This window comes from Corynebacterium glutamicum ATCC 13032 (genome assembly GCF_000011325.1).
Taxonomy (GTDB): Bacteria; Actinomycetota; Actinomycetes; order Mycobacteriales; family Mycobacteriaceae; genus Corynebacterium; species Corynebacterium glutamicum.
The window spans coordinates 3,029,601-3,052,014 of record NC_003450.3; the positions used below are offsets into that span (position 1 = coordinate 3,029,601).

General features: G+C 55.4%; 18 protein-coding genes, 1 tRNA gene and 1 pseudogene. 13 read left to right on the top strand and 7 right to left on the bottom strand.

All coding sequences use genetic code 11. From position 1 onward, the window contains the following. Window positions 1-99: 99 nt before the first annotated feature. Window positions 100-774: pseudogene (locus CGL_RS15880) on the bottom strand (family 1 glycosylhydrolase); the annotation flags it as partial. On the opposite strand from CGL_RS15880, the gene CGL_RS15550 reads away from it, so the two are divergent. The 4 genes from CGL_RS15550 (at window position 760) to CGL_RS14180 (ending at window position 5,841) form a co-directional block, all read left to right on the top strand. Then, complete coding sequence (locus tag CGL_RS15550) at window positions 760-939, top strand: ABC transporter ATP-binding protein (protein WP_003862692.1); 180 nt, start codon at window positions 760-762, stop codon at window positions 937-939. The pseudogene CGL_RS15880 and the gene CGL_RS15550 overlap by 15 nt on opposite strands. 130 nt (window positions 940-1,069) lie before the next feature. After that, entirely contained in the window at window positions 1,070-2,383 is a 1,314-nt protein-coding gene (locus tag CGL_RS14170) for a pyridoxal phosphate-dependent aminotransferase (RefSeq protein ID WP_003862691.1), read from the top strand. Window positions 2,384-3,061: 678 nt separating this feature from the next. Further along, on the top strand, window positions 3,062-4,267 hold the full coding sequence (locus CGL_RS14175) for an IS30-like element ISCg2 family transposase (protein ID WP_011015431.1): 1,206 nt from the start codon (window positions 3,062-3,064) through the stop codon (window positions 4,265-4,267). A 314-nt stretch (window positions 4,268-4,581) separates the two neighbouring features. After that, window positions 4,582-5,841 carry a YibE/F family protein gene (locus CGL_RS14180; RefSeq protein WP_011015432.1) on the top strand — a complete coding sequence of 420 codons (1,260 nt, stop codon included), beginning with the start codon at window positions 4,582-4,584 and terminating at the stop codon, window positions 5,839-5,841. On the opposite strand, the gene CGL_RS14185 is transcribed toward CGL_RS14180, so the two are convergent. Both CGL_RS14185 and dcd read right to left on the bottom strand, forming a co-directional pair. Then, window positions 5,838-7,157: a UDP-glucose dehydrogenase family protein gene (locus CGL_RS14185; RefSeq protein ID WP_011015433.1), complete on the bottom strand. Its 1,320-nt coding sequence runs from the start codon at window positions 7,155-7,157 to the stop codon at window positions 5,838-5,840. The genes CGL_RS14180 and CGL_RS14185 overlap by 4 nt on opposite strands. Window positions 7,158-7,242: 85 nt before the next feature. Continuing rightward, a complete protein-coding gene (gene dcd, locus CGL_RS14190) occupies window positions 7,243-7,812 on the bottom strand; it encodes a dCTP deaminase (protein ID WP_003853460.1) in 570 nt (189 codons plus the stop codon). A 139-nt stretch (window positions 7,813-7,951) separates the two neighbouring features. On the opposite strand from dcd, the gene CGL_RS14195 reads away from it, so the two are divergent. Next, window positions 7,952-8,025, top strand: a tRNA-Gly gene (locus tag CGL_RS14195). A gap of 547 nt (window positions 8,026-8,572) precedes the next feature. Then, window positions 8,573-9,346, top strand: a complete 774-nt coding sequence (locus CGL_RS14200; protein ID WP_011015434.1) for an HtaA domain-containing protein — start codon at window positions 8,573-8,575, stop codon at window positions 9,344-9,346. Window positions 9,347-9,390: 44 nt separating this feature from the next. Here CGL_RS14200 and CGL_RS14205 read toward each other — a convergent pair whose 3' ends face one another. Together CGL_RS14205 and CGL_RS14210 are read right to left on the bottom strand one after the other, a co-directional pair. Continuing rightward, window positions 9,391-11,082 (bottom strand): VanW family protein, encoded by a 1,692-nt coding sequence (locus tag CGL_RS14205; RefSeq protein WP_011015435.1) that lies wholly within the window; start codon window positions 11,080-11,082, stop codon window positions 9,391-9,393. A 63-nt stretch (window positions 11,083-11,145) separates the two neighbouring features. After that, window positions 11,146-12,303 (bottom strand): glycoside hydrolase family 3 N-terminal domain-containing protein, encoded by a 1,158-nt coding sequence (locus tag CGL_RS14210; protein WP_011266018.1) that lies wholly within the window; start codon window positions 12,301-12,303, stop codon window positions 11,146-11,148. Window positions 12,304-12,394: 91 nt separating this feature from the next. On the opposite strand from CGL_RS14210, the gene CGL_RS14215 reads away from it, so the two are divergent. The 3 genes from CGL_RS14215 (at window position 12,395) to CGL_RS14225 (ending at window position 16,192) form a co-directional block, all read left to right on the top strand. Next, a complete protein-coding gene (locus CGL_RS14215) occupies window positions 12,395-12,841 on the top strand; it encodes a universal stress protein (RefSeq protein WP_011015437.1) in 447 nt (148 codons plus the stop codon). Window positions 12,842-12,903: 62 nt separating this feature from the next. Further along, window positions 12,904-13,107, top strand: coding sequence for a DUF2613 domain-containing protein (locus tag CGL_RS14220; RefSeq protein WP_003853449.1), 204 nt, complete (start codon window positions 12,904-12,906; stop codon window positions 13,105-13,107). Beyond that, entirely contained in the window at window positions 13,085-16,192 is a 3,108-nt protein-coding gene (locus CGL_RS14225) for a DUF3367 domain-containing protein (protein WP_041625594.1), read from the top strand. The genes CGL_RS14220 and CGL_RS14225 overlap by 23 nt, the downstream gene beginning before the upstream one ends. A gap of 327 nt (window positions 16,193-16,519) precedes the next feature. On the opposite strand, the gene tmaT is transcribed toward CGL_RS14225, so the two are convergent. After that, window positions 16,520-17,590, bottom strand: a complete 1,071-nt coding sequence (gene tmaT / locus CGL_RS14235; RefSeq protein WP_011015440.1) for a trehalose corynomycolate mycolyl acetyltransferase TmaT — start codon at window positions 17,588-17,590, stop codon at window positions 16,520-16,522. 43 nt (window positions 17,591-17,633) lie between these two features. Here tmaT and CGL_RS14240 point away from each other — a divergent pair, with 43 nt between their 5' ends. Together CGL_RS14240 and CGL_RS14245 are read left to right on the top strand one after the other, a co-directional pair. Continuing rightward, window positions 17,634-18,452: a porin PorA family protein gene (locus CGL_RS14240; protein ID WP_011015441.1), complete on the top strand. Its 819-nt coding sequence runs from the start codon at window positions 17,634-17,636 to the stop codon at window positions 18,450-18,452. A gap of 6 nt (window positions 18,453-18,458) precedes the next feature. Continuing rightward, a complete protein-coding gene (locus CGL_RS14245) occupies window positions 18,459-19,883 on the top strand; it encodes a hypothetical protein (protein ID WP_011015442.1) in 1,425 nt (474 codons plus the stop codon). On the opposite strand, the gene CGL_RS14250 is transcribed toward CGL_RS14245, so the two are convergent. Then, window positions 19,854-20,957, bottom strand: a complete 1,104-nt coding sequence (locus CGL_RS14250) for a glycosyltransferase family 4 protein (RefSeq protein ID WP_011015443.1) — start codon at window positions 20,955-20,957, stop codon at window positions 19,854-19,856. The two genes, CGL_RS14245 and CGL_RS14250, sit on opposite strands and share 30 nt — an antisense overlap. A gap of 46 nt (window positions 20,958-21,003) precedes the next feature. Here CGL_RS14250 and CGL_RS14255 point away from each other — a divergent pair, with 46 nt between their 5' ends. Next, a complete protein-coding gene (locus tag CGL_RS14255) occupies window positions 21,004-21,594 on the top strand; it encodes a hypothetical protein (RefSeq protein ID WP_011266020.1) in 591 nt (196 codons plus the stop codon). Further along, window positions 21,595-22,368, top strand: coding sequence for a class I SAM-dependent methyltransferase (locus tag CGL_RS14260; RefSeq protein ID WP_011015445.1), 774 nt, complete (start codon window positions 21,595-21,597; stop codon window positions 22,366-22,368). The last annotated feature ends 46 nt before the right edge of the window (window positions 22,369-22,414 follow it).

A 22,414-nucleotide genomic window follows, 5' to 3' on the forward strand; every position in this document is an offset into this window, starting at 1 on the left:
TCCGGTCAGTACCACCTCGGCACCGTCTTTCATGGCAAGCACAACATTATTGTTGAGCACTCTCAACCCTTTCACCGAAGTGACACCTACCTTTATTTCTTAGGATTCCAGGCTTTCGCCATTGGTGGCGATGATGTCGCGGCACCAATCAAAGGACTTCTTCTTGTAGCGCTTCAAGATTCCTGAGCCGCCGTCGTCGAGGTATTTGATGCGGTAGTCATCGTTTACTGTTGGGCCGGAGGGTCCGTCGATAAGCACGTCCTTTGCTCCTAGTCCGTTTTCGACGATGAACAGTGGCTTCTGCCAGCGCTCCCAGTAGTTGTTCAGGACGATGCGCAAACCGAGGGGATCAACTTGCCAACCCCATTCGGAAGCCGCGAGAGTGGGGCTGACCACTCCGCCGATGATGTTACCGCCACCGGTTGAGTAGTTTTCGGGGTTGTGGGCTTCACATACGGACATGTAATAGGAGAAGGAAATGAAATCGACGGTGTTTTTTTAAGATCTCACGGTCTTCATCTGTGATGTCGATGGTGATACCCTTTCGCGGAATTTGTGCAGCAAGTAGCCTGGGTATTCGCCACGGACGTGAATATTGCCGAAGGCATAGTCCTCGTGGGACTTTTGCTGGGCGGTAAGTTGATCGCGTGGGTCCGGGGTAATGCCATAACGAGGAACGGCAATAATCATGCAACCGATCTGGTTTTGTGGGTCGATCTCATGAGCAATCTTAGTTGCCAAAGCACTTGCTACTCAATCATGGTAAACAGCCTGGTCGCAGTCCTTCACGATTCAAACTTTGCCTTCCGCTACGCCTTCCACCTGATCATCATAGAAGACGGTGAAGTAACAGCAGCCGGAGATCCCACAGAGATCGTCACTGCGGGACTGATCGAAGAAGTCTACAACGTCAAAGCCTGTGCATCCCAGACCCCGTGAACAGCAAACCGATGATCGTGCCACTGGAAAGATCTTAGGCAGCCGTGGGATTACACCCTTTTAGAGCTAGAACAGTAAAAATTCACCCAATAGCTTTCAACTACGCACACAAAGTGGCAACATTGAGCGGGTGACTACAGACAAGCGCAAAACCTCTAAGACCACCGACACCGCCAACAAGGCTGTGGGCGCGGATCAGGCAGCGCGTCCCACTCGGCGAACAACTCGCCGCATCTTCGATCAGTCGGAGAAGATGAAGGACGTGCTGTACGAGATCCGTGGCCCGGTGGCCGCGGAGGCGGAACGCATGGAGCTTGATGGGCATAACATCTTAAAGCTCAACACGGGAAATCCAGCCGTGTTCGGATTCGATGCCCCCGACGTGATTATGCGTGACATGATCGCCAACCTTCCAACTTCCCAAGGGTATTCCACCTCCAAAGGCATTATTCCGGCCCGGCGAGCAGTGGTCACCCGCTACGAAGTTGTGCCCGGATTCCCCCACTTCGATGTTGATGATGTGTTCTTAGGCAACGGTGTCTCAGAACTAATCACCATGACCACCCAAGCACTCCTCAACGACGGCGATGAAGTTCTTATCCCCGCACCGGACTACCCACTGTGGACTGCCGCAACCTCCCTGGCTGGTGGTAAGCCTGTGCACTACCTCTGTGATGAGGAAGATGACTGGAACCCATCCATCGAAGACATCAAGTCCAAAATCTCAGAGAAAACCAAAGCTATTGTGGTGATCAACCCCAACAACCCCACGGGAGCTGTCTACCCGCGCCGGGTGTTGGAACAAATCGTCGAGATTGCACGCGAGCATGACCTGCTGATTTTGGCCGATGAAATCTACGACCGCATTCTCTACGATGATGCCGAGCACATCAGCCTGGCAACCCTTGCACCAGATCTCCTTTGCATCACATACAACGGTCTATCCAAGGCATACCGCGTCGCAGGATACCGAGCTGGCTGGATGGTATTGACTGGACCAAAGCAATACGCACGTGGATTTATTGAGGGCCTCGAACTCCTCGCAGGCACTCGACTCTGCCCAAATGTCCCAGCTCAGCACGCTATTCAGGTAGCTCTCGGTGGACGCCAGTCCATCTACGACCTCACTGGCGAACACGGCCGACTCCTGGAACAGCGCAACATGGCATGGACGAAACTCAACGAAATCCCAGGTGTCAGCTGTGTGAAACCAATGGGAGCTCTATACGCGTTCCCCAAGCTCGACCCCAACGTGTACGAAATCCACGACGACACCCAACTCATGCTGGATCTTCTCCGTGCCGAGAAAATCCTCATGGTTCAGGGCACTGGCTTCAACTGGCCACATCACGATCACTTCCGAGTGGTCACCCTGCCATGGGCATCCCAGTTGGAAAACGCAATTGAGCGCCTGGGTAACTTCCTGTCCACTTACAAGCAGTAGTAGTTGTTAGGATTCACCACGAATCTCAGGATTTTTGAGATTCGTGGTGAATTTTTGCGTTTTCCAGTCAGGCTCCTGCAACTTTCGGACCGATTTCAGAGGGGCGGAGCTGGTTTGTGGTGGATCCTTGAAATGGAACCTCGCAGGAAGCTTTCAGGAAGACCAAGTTGGGCCTAGGGGTGGCGGGATTGCAAAAATCCGTCCCCGGTTCGCCATGAAATGCTGATTTTGATCGAATCTTTGCGCTAACTGTAGGGCGGGTTCAGGGGGTGAATGCACCACGAGCAACCCGAAGGGTGCGAAGTGGGCATTCGTAGAACAATCCCAGAGGAAAGCCGTACGGCTTTCCTCGACATGATCAATCAAGGTATGTCAGGTCTTGCTGCGTCTACAGCGGTCGGGGTCAGTGAATTCACCGGGCGAAAGTGGGCGAAGGCCGCCGGGGTGAAACTGACCCGCGGCCCGCGAGGTGGCAATGCTTTTGACACCGCCGAGAAACTTGAGATTGCAGCCAGCATGCTAGAGAAAGGATGCCTACCCCGAGAAATCGGCGAGTATGTCGGCATGACTCGGGCCAATATATCCCTATGGCGCAAACAAGGCCCAGACAAGCTTCGCCAACGCGCAGCCACCTTGCGCACCGGCAAGCGAGCAGCTGAATTCATCCACGCCCCGGTGATGGGCCCTTATTATGGGCCACGCACACTCCATCAAGTGTTGCGTGAGGACTACACAACACTGTTTGACGAGTTATCTGCGTTGGGGTTGCCAGCACAGGTGTGTGGGGCCTTACTTCATCTTGCTCCACCACCATCATTACGCTTTTCTTATATGTCGTGTGTAGTGCCGTTATTTGCTGATGAAATCAAAGTCGTAGGACAAGGCACACGATTATCGTTAGAAGAGAAAATGATGATCCAACGTTTCCATGACACCGGGGTCAGTGCAGCAGAAATCGGTCGACGCCTGGGTCGGTGTCGGCAAACAATTTCCAGGGAACTTCGACGTGGTCAAGATGATGATGGACGTTATCGTGCACGCGACTCCTATGAAGGTGCGATCAGGAAACTAGCGCGTCCGAAAACACCGAAACTTGATGCCAATCGTAGGCTTCGGGCTGTGGTGGTCGAGGCGTTGAATAATAAATTATCTCCGGAGCAGATTTCTGGTCTTTTAGCCACCGAGCATGCTAACGATAGCTCTATGCAGATTAGTCATGAAACTATTTACCAGGCGTTATATGTTCAAGGTAAAGGGGCGTTGCGTGATGAATTGAAGGTGGAGAAATTTCTTCGTACCGGTCGGAAGGGACGTAAACCGCAGTCGAAGTTGCCATCGAGAGGTAAGCCGTGGGTGGAGGGTGCGTTGATTAGTCAACGCCCAGCAGAAGTTGCTGATCGTGCTGTGCCTGGGCACTGGGAGGGCGATTTAGTAATTGGTGGTGAAAACCAAGCGACAGCGTTGGTGACGTTGGTGGAGCGCACGAGCCGGTTGACGTTGATTAAGCGGTTGGGGGTTAATCATGAGGCGTCGACTGTGACGGATGCGTTGGTGGAGATGATGGGTGATTTGCCGCAGGCGTTGCGTCGGAGTTTGACGTGGGATCAGGGTGTGGAGATGGCAGAGCATGCGCGGTTTAGCGTGGTGACCAAGTGTCCGGTGTTTTTCTGTGATCCTCATTCGCCGTGGCAGCGTGGGTCGAATGAGAATACGAATGGATTGGTCAGGGATTTTTTCCCGAAGGGCACTAATTTTGCTAAAGTAAGTGACGAAGAAGTTCAGCGGGCACAGGATCTGCTGAATTACCGGCCGCGGAAAATGCATGGTTTTAAAAGCGCGACGCAGGTATATGAAAAAATCGTAGTTGGTGCATCCACCGATTGAATTCGCCTAGGAGATTGTACGAAAATTCGTTCGGCTTTCGGATTTCCTGGCGATCTGAGACGAGAAGTTGAACAGCTAACCTGCAGAAACCTTGCAAGAATCACAACAGCCCCAATGGCCTCAAAAGTCACGCCCTCAGAATCGCTGCCAGGCGTCTAAATCCCCTAAAACGGGACAATAGGTCACTGGGCGATCCCAAGCCCTTAAAACGTGATCCTTAAATACCCACTGTCCTCTATTCTGGGTTAGGCTTCACTGGGTAAAAGTGCCTGCCTATGCCTGAAACTTGAGCATGGCAACAGCAAGGAGACACCGTGGGAAAACATGCAGCTGAAACATCGGAACCGAAGAAAAATTCACCGTGGCGCATTGGTTTGTTGACGTTTTTGATTTCTTCAGTTGTCGTGACGCTGGTGGGCATGGTGATGCTGTGGCCGGATTCTGATGATGTGGTGTTGGCGGATAACTTTTCGCAGACGTTTGCGGGAAATCATGAGCAGGTGGATGGAACGATCACGCTCGTTGATAATTCTGCGTGTAATTCGCCAGACACCGGCCGAGTTTTTGCGGAAAGCCCCACGATTTCTGCGGAGCCGGCAACGTTGGAGTGCGTGCGTGCACTCGTAGACATCACATCGGGTGCCAATGAGGGGCAGAAAACTCAGCTGATCACTTACGCGCAACCTGGTGATCCGGAGTTTTCCGAGGGCGACAAGATCCGCATGGTGGAAACACCGGATACAAATGGCGAGATCATCTACACCTTTGCTGATTACCAGCGCGGACCGGCGTTGATCATTTGGGGTGTGGTTCTCATTGTGGCGATGGGAGCTTTCGCGGCGTGGCGAGGTGTGCGTGCGCTGGTTGGTTTGGTCGTCACCTTGGGAATTGTTGGTATTTTCTTGCTGCCAGGATTGGCCAGCGGGCACGATGCGATGTGGTTGGCGCTGGTGTGTGGCGCGGCGATCTTGTTGATTGTGGTGCCGATGGTTCACGGAATCAACTGGAAATCGGCAGCTGCGTTGGCGGGCACGCTGGTGGCATTGTTGTTGTCGGCGGTGTTGTCGTGGGCGTCGATCGTCACCACGAATTTGCGCGGACTGGGCGATGAGAATCATCTGAAGATCATCAACTATTTGCCGGAGGTGTCGATCTCTGGGTTGCTGTTGGCATCGTTCATCATTGGTACCTTGGGTGTGCTCAACGATGTGACGATCTCACAGGCGTCGACCATCAATGAGCTCGCGGAAATCGATGAAGATGCCACACCGTGGAGGCTGTTTACCGGCGCGATGTCGGTTGGTCGCGACCACATTTCCTCAATGATTTACACCCTGGTGTTGGGCTACACCGGCGCAGCTTTGCCACTGTTGCTGCTGCTTTCCTTGGCAGAGCGTCCGCTGATTCAGACTCTGAGCAGCGATGTTATGGCCGGCGAGCTGCTGCGTTCAGGTGTCGGTGCGCTGACGTTGACACTGGCGGTGCCGATCACGACGCTGATCGCCGCATGGACGGTACCCGGCGATGAGCCTGCCCCAGATGATGGCAAGCCCCGCCTGATCCACCGCCACTAAAGGTTGCGGCCGAGCGCTTCCATTTCCCAACCGGCGGCCTTCCATTTGGCAACATCGAGGACGTTTCGGCCATCAATAATAGCGCGCTTCTCGACGACCCCTCCCGCCACTTCGGGGTCAAGGTCGCGGAATTCTTGCCATTCAGTGGCAAGAACGACGAGGTGGGCGTCGATAAGCGCCTCTTTAGTGCTGGACGCATAGCTGAGCGTCGGGAAGACGCGTCGAGCGTTGTCCATAGCTTCCGGGTCGTAGACCGAGACCGCCGCACCCTGGAGCGACAGCGAACCCGCGACCGACAGCGCCGGAGAATCGCGGACATCGTCCGAGTTGGGTTTGAATGCGGCGCCGAGCACTGTAACCCGCTTGCCCAGCAGCGAACCGCCACACATCTCTTTGGCCAGCTGCACCACACGGTCGCGACGACGCATATTGATGGAATCGACCTCACGCAAGAACGTTAATGCCTGGTCAGCACCCAATTCGCCCGCGCGTGCCATGAAAGCGCGGATGTCTTTAGGCAAACAACCGCCACCGAATCCCAGGCCCGCGCCTAAGAACTTTCGGCCGATACGATCGTCGTGACCGATGGCATCCGCAAGCGCAACCACATCGGCGCCGGTCTGCTCACAAATCTCAGCGACCGCATTGATGAAGGAAATCTTGGTGGCCAAGAACGCATTCGCGGAAACTTTCACCAGCTCAGCGGTAGCAAGATCAGTCACCAAAAATGGGGTATCGGCAGCAATCGCGGTGGCGTAAACCTCGCGAGCGATCGCCTCTGCTGTCGCCCCCTCACGCACACCCACCACGATGCGGTCCGGAGTGATGGTGTCTTTGACCGCGTAGCCCTCACGCAAGAACTCCGGATTCCACGCGATCTCCACGTGCGAACCAGGCTTGACCAGAGAATCAGCAAGCTCCTGCAACTGCTCAGCAGTACCAACCGGAACCGTAGACTTGCCGAAAATAATGTGCTCGCCCTCAAGCAGCGGCACCAAATCCTCAACAACCTGACGAACATACGTCAGATCCGCCGCATAAGTACCCTTCTGCTGAGGAGTACCCACGCCCAAGAAATGCACCTGCGCGAAAGCCGCAGCCTCCGCATAATCAGTAGTGAAGTTCAGGCGACCATTTTCCAGATTGCGCTCCAAAACCTCAGGCAAACCCGGCTCAAAAAATGGGACCTTGCTGTCCTTCAACGACGCAATCTTTGCCTCATCGACATCAACACCAAGAACCTCATGGCTAAGCTCAGCCATGCAGGCCGCGTGCGTAGCGCCAAGGTAACCCGTACCAATCACTGTCATCCGCATGTAGGGTGATTCCTTTCAATGAAGAGTGGACTGGAGATTATCTCAACACGTTTTGATACAGCCCGCGACCGGAACACATGATTGCTTACTTGTTGGGGAAATTCAGGTACGCCTTCGAAGGAGTAGGACCACGCTGCCCCTGATACTTCGAACCAAGCTTGCCGGAACCATACGGAGTCTCCGCAGGGGAACTCATCTGGAACAAAGCCAACTGCCCCACCTTCATACCCGGCCACAACGTGATCGGCAGATTAGCCACATTGGACAACTCCAACGTGATGTAACCACTAAAACCAGGATCAATGAAACCAGCAGTAGAGTGCGTCAACAAGCCAAGACGACCAAGAGACGACTTACCCTCCAAACGACCAGCCAGATGCGCAGGCAAAGTGAACTTTTCCAGCGTGGACGCCAGCACAAACTCACCCGGATGCAGCACAAAGCCCTCGCCGTCCTCAACCTCAACAAGGCTGGTCAGCTCATCCTGATTCAACTTAGGGTCAATGTGGGTGTACTTAGAGTTATTGAAAACCCGGAAGTAGCGGTCCATGCGGACATCGACACTCGACGGCTGAATCAGCTCAGCGTCGAAAGGTTCAATTCCCAAGTCGCCTGCGTCAATTGATTTACGAATGTCACGATCTGAAAGAAGCACGTCAACCAGTGTAGCGTTCAGCGTTCAGGGTTGGGCCACGGGTTGCTGCGATGAGGTTCCTGGGGCGCGTGGTGCTGGCGCTGATTTTTATCGTGCTAGCCTTATTCTCGGCCCTTAATTAAGCGCCACCTTTTACACTGCCGGTGTAGTTCAATGGTAGAACTCCTGCTTCCCAAGCAGGCGGCGCGGGTTCGATTCCCGTCACCGGCTCCAAATAAGCCCCTGACCTCTCAATACGCAATGAAGGTCAAGGGCTTAATTCTATGGAAACTACAAAAAGCACCCACTTAAATACACGCTTTAAATCCCCTCACGGTGCGATCATCAGCCCTTTTACATTTTTAGAAAAAGCTTTGCAGTTTTCCATCGCAGCCGAAAACCGCTCCAGTGCGAAATTGCGCACTACATCACACCGAACACTCGACGACATCTTTAATTTTCAACATATCCCCACCCCCAGAAATTATTCACCACTTACACTTCACATACTCACCAATGCATAACCCAAAAAGCGTTAGATGAAACTTCCCACCCGAATCCACAAGAACTCGGGTGCCCTCAATTTCACATACCCCTAAGCGCAACACTGTGCGAGCTTTCCGCCAGTAGGCCAAGCACCCTTTCGATTGACCCCGACAAACTTTTAAGGCAAGCCTAAATTAGGTAAACCTTAAACAGTCGCCATTGAAGAATTTTAAAAACAAACAACCTTCAACGCGCTAACAAGCATCTTCCCACTCTCGTTACCGGAGTTTCTCACATGTCTCACAAGTTTTCCCGCCGTGCTTTCGCAGTACTGACCGCTGCCGCAATTTCCACTTCCGCTTTCGCAACCACTGCTCCGTCTGCGATTGCAGAGCCAGTTTCTAATGTCGCCACTGCAGACGATTCCAGCGTCGCAACTTCAGAAAACTCCCTCGACTGGGGCTTCAAGGCTTCCTGGCGCACCTATGTCACCGGACCTTGGACTGGTGGAACCGTTGACGCAACTGGCGGTGCAACTGTCAACGAAGATGGAACCTACAACTTCACCCTCGGAACTGGCTCCAATTACGACGTCGACACCGAGAAGGGCCAGCTGAACTACGAAGGAACTGTTGCCTTCGCCAGTGACGCTCACGGCTTCAACATCACCTTGTCCAACCCGCAGATCACCGTCGAGGGCGACACTGCAACTTTGAGCGCCGAGCTGTCTGACAATGCCGCTCCCGAAGAGACCTCCACTACTCGCGTTGATGTTGCTGAGTTCGAACTGACCGCTCCTGAGGTTTCAGAAACCGATGCGGACATTACCTACACCTGGACCGATGCTTCCGGCACTTTCTTGGAGACCCTGCAGCCTGAAGAATTGAGCCGTTACGCAGGCCAGGAAGCGGATGCGCTGAGCTTCTCCATCACCGTGGACAAGGCTTCAGAGAACCCTTCCGATGATGTTGCTACCGGATCTTCCTCCAGCTTCCTCTCCACCATCTTGAACTTCCTTCAGCAGCTGGCGAGCCCACTGCTCAAGCTCTTCGGTTCGCTTTCTTCCTAAATAATCAGTAATGCCCCACCAGATATCTGGTGGGGCATTTTGTTTTAGGAGCAGACCACGTTTGGTGAAGGATCGTAAACCGTGGTGACGGTTTCTCTGGTGATTTCGTTGCCAGAAAGATCGCTGATGATTCGGGTGTCTGAGGTGGTAAATCCTGGTGCACCGGTTGATGGCACACAATCTGAACCCGATACTCGAACTGTGTTGGGCTGGGTGGTGGACCAACGTCCGTTGTTGATGGATTCCACGGAGGTGGTGTCCACACCCATGATGCGCACGGTCACGTTTGAGGCGTCGGCAGAGGTGCTGATCATGACGGGGTATGGGGAGTTGTTGCGGAATTGGAGGTCGATGGCGCCATCGAAAATCGTAGCTTCACGTCCGGCTGGGTAGCGGGAAATGTAGTAGCTGTGCGGGGTGTGCGTGATGTCTTCCAGACCTGCGAAGTAGTACGCGTTGTACAAGGTGGTGGCGAACTGACTGATGCCACCGCCGACTGCGGTGTCGGAACGACCATTCAAAATGATGCCGGAATCAACAAAGCCTTGGGCTGCGCCACGTGGGCCGGTGTAGTTGTTGAGGGAGAATGTATCGCCAGGTGAAACGACTGCGCCGTCGACCATTTGCGCGGTGAGGCGGATGTTTGTTCCGGAGGCAGCAGAGAAGCCGCCGGTGGTGAACTCGCCCATGACCTCATTGAAGGTAGCGTTTTGGGCGTCGGTGGCGGTGAATGTTGCTGGGGTGTCCTCGTAGATTGCGTCGATGGTGCGGGGGCCATCGCCGGTGAGGTTGTTGGGCAGATCGGCCAGGGTTTCTTCCCAGTTGATTCCGTGTCCGGTGACTTCTGGGGTGACTACGCGGGAGCCTGAGGAGAAACTGATTTGAGCGTTGGTGGGCTCGATCTCTGTTTCTTTGAGACCTTCGGCCAGCATTGCTGTTGCTGCTTCTGCATTGATGTCGACGCGGATGGTGCCGTTTTCTTCTGGGAAACTCACCACTTCACCCATGCGCTCGACGGGGATGGTGCCTTCAATTCCGTCATCGCCTCGGACGACGAAAGGGCTAGATACTGCTTTAGCTCCGGCGCCTTCTGCAAGTTTATCGATGGTGTCTTGGCTGATCGCAGCGGGAACAACGTATGGCTCGGCTTTTACGCCCTCTGGGTTGAGCCAGTTTTCTGTGACTGCTTGTTCCAAAATGGTGCGGTCTACGGCTTGTCCGTCGATGGTGTCGTTGACCACGAGGGTGCCGGCGTCGATATGCAGGTTTCCGGAAATGGGATCTCGATAGAGTTCGCCGACCATGCGATCAAGGGTCGGGCCGAAGGCTGCGGGATCGACGGTGCTCACGATGGGAGATTCGGATTCTTTGAACAGCGCCACGAAGCGGGTAATGGGGTTCCAAGACTGCTCGCCGGTGCCTTCGATGGTTGCGTCCCAATCGATGCCGACGCCGGAGGCAACTGGATCAAAAGTGGTGCTCTGCTCCCCTGCCGTCACGGTGACGGGCTGCACCACATCATTGGCCAGTTCGGTTTCCAACTTTGTGCGGGCTTCTTGTGCACTGAGGTTGGAAATACTGACGCCACCGACGGTTGTTCCACGAGGGATGTTGTCCTTGTTGAGGAAAACATCGACCGCATAGATGCCTGCAAAAATGGCAATCAGACCAACGAGAACCCCGATTAGGATCCCTTTGGTCCGATTCTTTGCCGAATTTTTCCCAGAGTTCTTCACACCTGAAAGGCTAGTTGCACTGATGCGAAATTCCTACTCAGAAGGGGTTACGGACTGGTAACTTCACTTTTGTTCGAGACGTGTGATGTAGAGCAATTGGACTCTTAACGCAGATGCCAGCATTTGTTCTTGAGGGTATTCACCGCTGCTAACGGCAGCATCAACGCGATCAATCGCGGAGCCCAACGACCCATAGTCGATCCATAGTGCTTGGTCTGCGCCTGCTTTGAGGGAGGCAAGCACTGCTTCTGCGGGTGAATGGGTGGCGGAAATGGCACTCATTCCAGAGAGATCGTCGGTGTAGATCACGCCATCGAAAGGCACGCCACCTGGGTAATCGCCACTGCGGAGCAGTTGATAGGTGGCGGGGTCGATAGAGGATGGAACTCCGTCGGTGCCAAGACCTGGAACAATCATGTGGCCCACCATGACGGCTCCGTCAGTTTCAGAAAGTGCTTGACCATAAGGGATGAGGTCGTAAGTTTTAAGCTCATCAAGTGCGGGGGTCACCACATCTTGGGTGTGCGAATCGCCACTTGCACGACCGTGACCTGGGAAATGTTTGAATACTGGGGTAATTCCTACTTTGCTTAAGCCCTTTGCAAAAGCTGTGGCATAAGTAGCTGCTACGGCTGGGTCGTTGGAAAAGGAACGATCGCCAACGACGGGGAGACCCCAAGCATCTACATCTACAACAGGTGCAAAGTTAACTGTCACACCATGTGCAGCTAAACCAGTGCCTAGGATTTCTGCGAGATCTTCTACTTGTTCCGGCGTCATGGTTTGCGCCATCACGCGCGGTGAGGGGAAATCACCAAGAATATTGGTGGCACGCTGGACGCGGCCGCCTTCGAAGTCGATGCTGACGGAGAAATCCCTGCCGACGGCTTCGCGGAGCGCCTCAATATTACGGCCAGGTTCCGTGAGCAGATTTTCATCTGTCCAGGAACCAATAAAGATGCCACCCACCCCCTGATTGAGCGCATCCAATGCCTGATCATAATTCGCAACTCCAACCATCATCAGCGACGCGACTTGGTCGCGTTGCTGTTCAGGGATTTGCGCGCGCGCCAAATCCTCCGCGGTCGGTGCGGGAGGGGTGGAGGGGGACGTCGATAAGCGGCTTATTGCTTTTTGCTGTTCCGGCTCTTCTGCGCAGCCCGCAAGGAGCACACCGGCTACCGCGACGGCTGCTGCGAGGGGTTTCAATCGCTTCCACACGGCTCTAACTATAGGAAAAGACGGCAGCAAAGCATTAATCGTCGGTAGGCTGAAGTGAAGTACTTTCCGAAAGATTCACAGGGAGCATGCAATGACGAACAAAACCATGCTGGTTGCTTTTGATGGCTCACCGGAATCCCGGCGCGCTTTGGAATATGCGGCGAAATTGTTGCAGCCGCGCACCGTGGAAATTTTAACTGCGTGGGAGCCATTGCATCGGCAAGCTGCGCGCTCGGTTTCGTTGATCACCTTGGGGGTGGAACCCGAAGACCCCGCCCATTCCGCTGCACTAAAAACCTGCCAGGAAGGCGTAGAGCTAGCCCAATCTCTAGGTCTGGAAGCGCGAGCCCACATGGTGGAATCCGCAACGGCCGTGTGGAGCGCCATCGTTGATGCTGCTGACGAGCTCCGCCCCGACGTGATTGTCACCGGCACCCGCGGGATCTCCGGATGGAAATCCCTGTGGCAATCCTCCACCTCAGACAGCGTGCTCCACCACGCCGACGTACCAGTTTTTGTCGTTCCACCCCTGGACTAAAACCGAGACGAGAACCAAGAAGATGAAACCAAGGGGTAAAAACTGGTAGTCTCTTCCACGTCATGGCATACGAAACTGATTCCCTCAACCGACGCACCCTCGGGCCCGCGATTGCAAGCGCAGTCGTGGGAATCGCCGTCGGCGCAGTCGCAGTAGTTGGGGTTTCAATGATCTCAGGGCAGGACACTGTTCCCACTGGTAACGCCGTAACTGCAGACGATGCCCTGCTCGGTGGCCCTGAGTATGGTTCACGCGAAGCAGACTAAGAAGCCACTTCCCCGTTTTCTTCACTCGGCGCATTTCTATGTCTGGATTGTGCTGGGTTTTGTGGTGTTTGCGCAACCTTATGGTCAGGTTGCTGCCGATACTAAACTAGATTTGCTGCTCAACCCCGCAGGATTTTTAACCGGTGCGCTTCATGCGTGGACTGACACGTTCACCTTGGGTCAGTTGCAAAACCAAGCTTATGGCTATCTGTTTCCCCAAGGGTTTTTCTTCCTCATAACTGATTTCCTCCCTGACTGGATTGCGCAGCGACTGTGGTGGTGGCTTGTTCTTGGCCTGGGATTTTCTGGATTCTACGCACTGGTAGCCCGGCTGGGGATTGGCAATCCTGCATTCAGGGTGATCGCCGCGCTGCTGTTTGCTCTGTCCCCGCGCACGCTCACCACCCTCACTGCAATCTCCTCCGAAACTTGGCCTATCATGCTCGCGCCATGGGTATGTCTGCCTCTGCTTTCGCGAAATGTGGATGCACGGGCCATCGCGTTGTCCTTACTTCCCGCGGCATGCATGGGTGCAGTTAATGCCACCGCCACGATGGCAGCACTCATCCCGGCAGCGCTGATCTTGCTGTATAGAGGGCTCTTCTTAAGGCTGCTTCTGTGGGGAATGGGCGTTCTCGCTGTTAATTCATGGTGGATCGGACCTTTGTTGGTGCTTGGCAAATACGCCCCGCCCTTCACCGAATTCATCGAAAGTTCCTCCGTCACCACTTCCTGGCTCAACCCAGTAGAAATACTCCGCGGAACCACCAGTTGGACACCCTTCGTAGACACTGAACGACAAGCCGGATATCTCCTGGTCAACGATGCTCTCTTTGTCACCCTCAGCGTTCTCGTCGCAGCCCTCGGCTTGATCGGCCTCACCTTGATGAAACACCGTGGACTGTGGGCATTCATGCTGGCCATCGGACTCCTCATCCTCGGCAGCGCCCACCTAACGGCTGTTCAAGAATTCCTCGACGGCCCAGGCGCAGCACTTCGAAACATCCACAAATTTGATCTATTAGTCCGCATGCCGTTGATGGTGGGCGTTGCCGCATTGGGGTCGCATATCAGTCTGCCCTTGCTTGGGACGACTGCATTGACCAGCGGACAAGGCAAACACCACACCATCCCGCTGCCTCTCCAAAAACGCCAAGCCGCAGGACTCCTCGTGGTGATCATCGCTGTCGGTGCTCTTGCTCCCGCATGGTCGGCACGGCTGCTACCTCAGGGAACGTGGGATGAAGTGCCTGACTACTGGTACGAAGCCACAGAATTCCTCAACCAAAACGCCACAGGCACCCGCACGTTGATTTGGCCTAGCTCGCCGTTTGCCCGCCAGGACTGGGGATGGACTCGGGATGAACCAGCTCAACCACTTCTTGATGTTCCGTGGGCTGTCCGCGATGCCATTCCTTTGGTTCCCCCGGAGGCGATTCGCGGATTAGATGGTCTCGACGACCTAGGCACTCTAGGCACCGGTCTAAACGACGAGGCTTTAAAACGTCTAGGCATCGGCGCAGTACTGGTGAGGCATGATCTGGAAGCCGACCCAGATATTGAGGTGGATCTGCCTGGGGAAAAGCACACTTTTGGCTCCCAAGGCCAAGTAGACGTCTACCTCACCGACCCCGACCGCAATATGTGGATCACTTCCGGCACATCCAAGCAGCTGCCCACCGTCGCTGGCGGCGGCGAAATCCTCTCGCTCCTAGACACCATCAACGGCTATTCCCCGAGGACTTTGGTGAGTGAGAATGCCCAGATCGTCACCGATACCCCTCAGCTAGTCGGCACAAATTACGGCGATGGCACCAGTTCCGCAGCATTGGCCAGCCTTGATGAGACTGAGGTGAAAAACCGCATCGTGGATTATCCTTCCGCGGGGCCAATGACGCAGGTGGTGCAGGAAGGTTCCATCACGGCGTCTTCGTCTGGTTCCGATGCCACTTCTTTCGGCGGCGCGGATCCTGATCGTTCCCTTAATTCACTTCTTGATCATCGTTACAACACCGCCTGGTACCCGACACCTGGCGATACGTCTCCGTGGCTCGAAGTCTCCGGTACCGGCACCACATTATCGATCTCCCCCCGCAGCACCGTCACCGCCACCATCACCTCCGGCGATTCCGTGATGGTCCGCGAGTTCGAAAAAGGCCGCACCACCACAGTTACGTTGGCGGAGCCTGAAGCTCGCATTGAATTCGATGGTTTCGTAGGAATTTCCGAGCTGTCCCTAGAGGGTCTCAGCCGCACCATCACTGTGCCGGAGACCTCTCCTGACGTGCAGCAATTCGTTTTCCAACGCCTCACAGTGCCCACCTCGTTCCTCGACCGCACTTTCACAGTCCCCCGCCACATGTCCGTCACCGTGGAGGCCCAATCCTGCGTCACATTGGAACTCGACGGCGATCGCATCGACTGTGGCCCCCTCGAACTCACCCCCGGAACCCACACGCTGCGCACCCAATCGGAATGGGTCACCCTCACCGAATCCGCTCCGCTCGCCGCTGTTCAGCCAGCAACAAACATCGAGGCAGCACCCACCGACCGCGTGCTCGTCACCACGCGCGCTTTCAATTCAGGTACCAGCGCGCTTATCGACGCCACCCCCCTTTCCCCAATCCAACTCGACGCCTCCTCCCAAGGTTTCATCATCCCCGCGAACGCCTCCGGCGAGTTGAGCTTCGCTTTCGACGGCGAAAAACCCTACAAACTGTCCCTTTTCGGTGGCGCAACCATCGCATTAATCGTGGTGTTGGGTTGTGTTGTTGTGGGGAGGCGTCGAGAAGCAATAAACCCCGTGTGGCAGGACACCCGCAACGCGCAATGGGCGGTGGTGGCATTGATCCCGATGTTGGGGTGGTGGTTCGTGCCGGCGGTGGCGTCGTGGCTAGTTCTGCGATTCACCCTCATCCCGAAATGGGTGCTGGCAGGGCTCCCGTTGGCTATCTGCGGATTGTGGCTCGCCCAAGCTCCCTGGCCGGCTGCCGCATACCCAGGAGATTCCCCCGCATTGGCCCTGCTAGCGGGCATTTCCGTGGCTGCGCTATTTGCTGGCGATTTAAGGCCTCCAAAGCGCTAAATGGGTGTCAGTTCATTCTGACGATTCTAGGCCCTTGGAGGCGATTGTAGAGAGGGTAGAATTTGTGACCATTGGGGCTCCTGTGATTCCTGTCAGCTTGTTGATCAAGGATCCACCACAATCCTGTGGCCAGACCTTCAAATCGAACGGATTTTTGCATAAAACCGCCGGCGAGTTGCAAAAATCCACCACAAACGGCTGAAAATCCGGATCCTGTGGTGAGTATTAGCAAATTAGTTCCCTTACCGGCTTGCCATGCCCCGTCCCCGTCTTGACGTGGTGCCAATTCATCATTTTCCAGACCTACCCCCAGAAAAATGGTGAATCCTAACGACCCCCAGCCTGAATGGCGCGCCGGGTCCACCGCATGATGGGCTCTTCGATGAAGGTGTAGCTGATGGCGGCAACTGGGATCGTCAACAAGACCGTCACGATGAACACCAACAGGAAATTTCCACTAAATAAAGGCAACCCGAGCAGTGGGAACACAATCGTCAGCACGGGAAGGTGCCAGAGGAAGATGGAATACGACCAGGTGCCGAGCGTTTTCATCCAACTGGAATCAAGAAGCCGAGAGGGCGTACCCAGCGCGTAGGGAACCACCAGAAATACAGCGAAAAGTGTGCCCGCGAGGACTCTTAAGTTGAATTCCCAGGGGCTGGGGTGCACTAAACCTAGTGGTCCGAACCATTCTTGGCCCGCGATCCAAGCGACCACTAAAGCTAAACCCACCCACACAAAGCTCGGAACCCGTGGGAATCGAACTCCTTCAATTTCTGCGGCGATCATGCCGACTGCAAACCAGCAAGCGTAAGCGGGTGGCCAGATCTGCATGTTCGCCCACCCCTCGTCCAACGCATGCTCCACAAGGGGAATCCACGGCCACGCCAGACTCAACACTGCCCCACCAACAATCAACAGGATGCGCACCGGCCGACCAAACCTATCCAACACCCACGCGAGAAGCGGCATCACCAGGTAAAACGCCACTTCCACGCACAGGGACCAAAGGTGGGTGAGGCCTGTCATGAGGCCGTCTGGCCAGTAGATTTGGGTCATCGTCAGGTTGGCTAACCAGGGGCCGGTGGGAATAAACAGCAGGACTGCAATGACCGTTGCCCAGTATGCGGGCATGATGCGGGCTAGGCGTTTGAGGTAGTACAGTCCCACTGGTTGCCCGGCGCGGCGTCGCCAAAGAACGAAGGCGGAGAGGGCGAAGAAGACGGCGACGAAAAAGTCGAAACGCGCGAGTACTGCACCGATGTTGCTGGCGGGGTCGACGGAGGTTTGGAATGCAACGTGGGTCGCCAAGACTCCCAGGGAGGCGATTGCGCGTAGTCCCTCGAGTGAGCTGATGAATCCGCGATGGCGGATGGGTGCATATGATTGGGTAGACATTATTTCAACATGCGAGTTTAGCGGAAAGGTGTGGGCTGTTTTTATGAAGCGATCTGCAACGGTCCTCATTATTGCGGGCGTGCTGTTCCTCATTTTTGCCTTCACGGTACCGCCGTATGTGACTGGTCAGGCGCGGACGATTCCGAAGGATTTGGATCTGACGTTGGTGAGCGAAAGTCCGCAGGGGTTTGTGCGCACTGAACATATTGTGACTGCTCCGACGGAAAAGGTCGATGAGATCGCGACGCATGTGGATCAGACAGTTACGGATGTGCAGGGGAAAACTGTTGCGGAAATTTCGGATGATGTGGTGTTGATTGGACACTCTCGTTATCCGGTGATTAAGCCGACTGCCACCATTTCGGGTTCGCCGGCGGATAGTAGCAATGTGGTGCGGGAGGGGTTGCATTACTTCTTCCCGGCTAATACGTTGCGGAATTCTTATCCCTATTATGACATCGTATTGGGTGAGGATTCCCCGGTGGATTATGTCTCGCGCGAGGGCAATACTTATACCTTCTACCAGCATCTTCGTTATGTTCCATTGGATGATTCTCACACCTATTCGGTGGAGCGGACCCTGAAAGTGGATCGTTTTTCCGGCATCATTGTGGCTAAAGATGAGGCGATGACGTTTCATGGCCCAGACGGCGATGACACAGTAGAATTCACTTATACTGCGGATACGTTGAAGCTTCTGCAGGATCATGCGCATGATATTGATCAGCGGTTGTCGTGGGCTAAGGGGTTTGATTTCTTTTCTAAATTCTTAGGCCTGTCGTTGCTTGCGATTGGTGTGTTCCTCACGGGAATTTTCAAGCGCGGCCAGCTGATGAGCACTGTGAATAAACTCAGGAGTTAAATCCTTATGACCCCGACCCGCCGTATCCTGCTGTGGGCATGGACGACTGTGCTTTTGGGTTCTTTGCTGTGGCCGTTGGCTGCGCCTGGCGAGTTGTTGTTGCGGGATATGTCGGTGGTGGACCATCCTGCGTTGTCGTTGAATGCGTTGGGTTTTGGTGATTTGCCGTCGCGGAACGCCCCGCAGGATGGTGTGCTGGCGTTGCTTGGCTTTTTGCCGGTGAGTTGGATCGTTCGAACCATGCTGCTTGTGGCGGGTTTCGCGGGCGCGTGGGGTGCGATGCGCCTTGGGCCTTCCAAGTTTTTGGCCGTTACCGTGGCGATTTACAATCCCTTCGTGGTGGAGCGTCTGCTGCAGGGCCATTGGTCGTTGGTGATGGCGGTGTGGCTGTTGCCGCTGGTTGTGGCGCTGCGCAGGCATCCGCGTTGGCAGGTTGTGGCGATCTGGGCGGCGTCGTTGACGCCCACGGGTGCGGTGGTTGCGGCGGTCACGGGCGTGGCGAGTTCTAAAAGAAAACGCTTTACGACGCTATGTTCCTTCCTTTCGTGGCTTCCTTGGCTAATACCTGCGCTTCTTGCCACCCCCACTTCGGGAGGTGCGCTGACCTTCGCCATTCGTTCTGAAACATATGCAGGAACGTTGGGAACTGCGCTGGGCCTGGGTGGAATTTGGAACGCGGGGGCCGTGCCGGCCTCACGCGAACTGGGTTTCGCGGTTGCTGGAATTTTGTTATTTGCGATTCTGCTGGCGGGTTTCAAAAACTGTCCGTGGGTTCTCGCACTGCTGGCGGTCGTAGGTTTTATGGGGGCGATCGGTCCGTGGCTGATGCCGAATCTGTTCACGTGGACCATCGCATATGTTCCAGGCGCCGCGCTGTTTAGGGATTCTCAAAAACTCCTCATGCTGGCTATCCCTGCCTATGTGTGTTTGGCCGCCGGGGTGAAAAGCCCACTGTCGTGGGTGGCTACCGGTTTGGCGTTGCTCCAGATTCCTGATGCACCACGTGAGGTTTCCGTGATACGCCCAAGTTCAGCGCATGTGGAATCAGTGGAAGCACTGGCAGAAATCGCTGATGGCCGCGACATCTTAATCATCGGCCAAGGCCCCTTGGTGACCCGCGAGGATGGGATCCCGGTTGTCGATCCCAAAACCAAAGCCCTCTCCGTGGTGGAATCCGGCGAACTGCGTGTGGACGGAATCATCACCGACGCGCCCTCACAGCGGTGGACCGAAGCAACGCAGGCATGGGCGGCCGGGGATATCGAGCGCCTTGAAGAACTTGGCGTTGGTGTCGTGGTGGATGGAGATACGATCACAGAAACTGGCGCACCACCGCAGCATGGCTGGAAATACTACCTCGGTGTGGGCCTGACCGTGCTGTGGATGGCGTTGCCGCTGGGACTACTTTTTCGACGCAAGACCAAGAAGTAGTTCCTCGAACTGCGCTCCCGCGGTGTCCCACTTGTAGTTTTCGGCGCGCTGCTTCGCGCTGGCGCCGAGCTTGGAGCGGAGGGAGGCGTCGATAAGCAGGGTTTTGGTGGCTGAAATAAGCTCGGCCTTGGAGTCGACAAGCAGGCCGGTTTCGCCGTCGACGACGGAATCGCGCAGGCCGCCTGAGCTTCGGTAACCGATCGTCGGAACGCCGTGCTGCGCCGCCTCCGTGACCGCCAGGCCCCAGCCTTCCTTGCGCGAAGGCATGAGATGAATCGTGGCGCGCTCCAGCAGGGCGTGCTTGTGATCCTCGGCGACCTGGCCGTGGAAAACCACGCGATCGCTCACACCCAGCGTGCGGGCATAATCGACCAGTTCCTCCTGCCACCAACCGCTTCCGACTACATCCAGCACCACGCCGTCGAGCGCCGCGACGACATCCATCGCATGCTCAATCTGCTTGTGCGGAACCAGGCGCGACAACGTCACCGCATGCTGGCCATCGCGATCCAGCTTCGGCGTGTGCAGCGGCACGGGATCCACGCCATTGCGCACGATATGAATCCGCTGCTGATCCACACCCAACGCAATGAGCTCCTCAGCGCTCGGCTCTGAAACAGTCACATACGGCGCAGTTTTGTAAGCGCGCGGCGCGATCTGGCTCTCAATCAGCCAACCAACCTTCGCCAGCACCCGACCCACCACCGGCCACTGCTCCTTATGGCAATGATGCGTGAGCAACACAGTCGGCTTACCGGAGAAAAACTTTCCAAAAAACGGAATGCCATTCTGCGTATCCACCACCACATCAACCTTGGAAAACGTGCCAATCCCCACACGACCCAACATCATGGCCACCCACGCCTTGGGATACACACTAAACTTCCCACCGCTCCTGGAATACCTCACACCATCGCGGAAAGAACGCCGTGGCGCATCCGTGTGCCCAGCAGTACGAAACACCACCTCATGGCCCTGATCCGCCAAAAACTCACCCACCCGCTCCAGATAGCGTTCACTTCCGCCACCTTGAGGATGAGTGGTATCACGCCAGCACAACAAAAGGATCTTCATAGGGTTATTCAGTCTAGCTGCTTTTAAACAAGCCATAATGGAAGCCATGGCCACAACGATCACCGTTTTCTCTCCCACCCACTCCCCCGCACAAATCCGCGAAACCATCCTCAGCGCCGCGAAAGAAGACGACGTGGACTTCCTCGGAGTCCCCTTTACCCACCCCAGAAACGTCACCATCGAAGTCGACGACGAACTGATCAACGACTGCTTAGGCTGGCTCGACGACGTGGCACTCGCCTCCGGCCTGGGCATCCAATACAACGACGAAGTGCTCCGCTACGGCGACGAAGACATTTCCTTTACCGTCCAAACCAAAAATGACGATGACGCCCGCATCGGCGCCTCCCGCCTTGGACTCGAGCACCAGTTGAACGTCATTGCCGGGGGCTCTGGAGATTCCGGGGATTCCGGGGATTATTTGAAGATTGCACACTTCGACCTAGACAACCCCGCCGACGAGTCCTCCTACATCTCCGCGCGCAGCCTCGCAGAAGTAGACGGCTGGACCCTAGAATTCGGCGTCGCAGGAGTAAAAAACACCACCATTGTTTCCTCCATCGACGATGCCATCACCACCATTTTGCGATGGATGAACGGCGAAGACATCCGCGACCTCAACTGGACCCGCGCATAAATGGCCTCATTTCCGGAGCTTCCGGCTCTTCGTCGCTTGGCTACCTTGGGCAGGTCGTGGGGTTTACTGTCTGATTTCAAATACGAACAAACCCGACCTGACATCTTTTACGGAAACCTGGCCCTCGATACCTCGAGTCTGGTGGCGGCTTTGTCTGAAGATATTTCTGGCGCCGGATTAAATGACCTGAAAGTTCTCGACGTCGGCGGCGGACCCGGATACTTCGCCGAAGCCTTTGAGACACTGGGCGCCACCTACTTCTCCGTCGAACCCGACGTTGGCGAAATGTCCGCAGCTGGCATCGACGTCCACGGATCAGTCCGCGGATCCGGCCTCGACCTGCCGTTTCTTCCCGATTCCTTTGACGTGGTGTACTCCTCCAACGTTGCAGAACATGTCTCCGCACCGTGGGAATTGGGAGAAGAAATGCTCCGCGTCACCCGCAGCGGCGGCCTGGCAATCCTGAGCTACACCATTTGGTTAGGGCCCTTCGGCGGCCATGAAACCGGACTGTGGGAACACTACGTTGGCGGAGAATTTGCCCGCGATCGCTACACGAAGAAACACGGGCACCCGCCTAAGAACGTTTTCGGGGAGTCACTGTTTAATGTGTCCTGCCGGGAGGGGCTGGAATGGGGAGCCTCCGTGGGCAATGCGGAATTGGTTGCCGCTTTTCCCCGCTACCACCCGTATTGGGTCTGGTGGATGGTTAAAGTCCCAGTGCTCCGAGAATTCGCGGTAAGTAACTTGGTGTTGGTGTTTAAAAAGCACTGAGGTTTTGAGGAATTCATCGCTTAACGACAAGAAAGGCTCCCACTTT

Coding starts and splice junctions, on each gene's coding strand:
- CGL_RS14185 (WP_011015433.1), bottom strand. CDS start 7,157: ATGCGGATGACAGTGATTGGTACGGGTTACCTTGGCGCTACGCACGCG.
- CGL_RS14175 (WP_011015431.1), top strand. CDS start 3,062: ATGGGCCCTTATTATGGGCCACGCACACTCCATCAAGTGTTGCGTGAG.
- CGL_RS14260 (WP_011015445.1), top strand. CDS start 21,595: ATGGCCTCATTTCCGGAGCTTCCGGCTCTTCGTCGCTTGGCTACCTTG.
- CGL_RS14250 (WP_011015443.1), bottom strand. CDS start 20,957: ATGAAGATCCTTTTGTTGTGCTGGCGTGATACCACTCATCCTCAAGGT.
- CGL_RS14255 (WP_011266020.1), top strand. CDS start 21,004: ATGGCCACAACGATCACCGTTTTCTCTCCCACCCACTCCCCCGCACAA.
- CGL_RS14200 (WP_011015434.1), top strand. CDS start 8,573: ATGTCTCACAAGTTTTCCCGCCGTGCTTTCGCAGTACTGACCGCTGCC.
- CGL_RS14215 (WP_011015437.1), top strand. CDS start 12,395: ATGACGAACAAAACCATGCTGGTTGCTTTTGATGGCTCACCGGAATCC.
- tmaT (WP_011015440.1), bottom strand. CDS start 17,590: ATGTCTACCCAATCATATGCACCCATCCGCCATCGCGGATTCATCAGC.
- CGL_RS14220 (WP_003853449.1), top strand. CDS start 12,904: ATGGCATACGAAACTGATTCCCTCAACCGACGCACCCTCGGGCCCGCG.
- CGL_RS14245 (WP_011015442.1), top strand. CDS start 18,459: ATGACCCCGACCCGCCGTATCCTGCTGTGGGCATGGACGACTGTGCTT.
- CGL_RS15550 (WP_003862692.1), top strand. CDS start 760: ATGGTAAACAGCCTGGTCGCAGTCCTTCACGATTCAAACTTTGCCTTC.
- CGL_RS14225 (WP_041625594.1), top strand. CDS start 13,085: ATGGTTCACGCGAAGCAGACTAAGAAGCCACTTCCCCGTTTTCTTCAC.
- CGL_RS14240 (WP_011015441.1), top strand. CDS start 17,634: ATGAAGCGATCTGCAACGGTCCTCATTATTGCGGGCGTGCTGTTCCTC.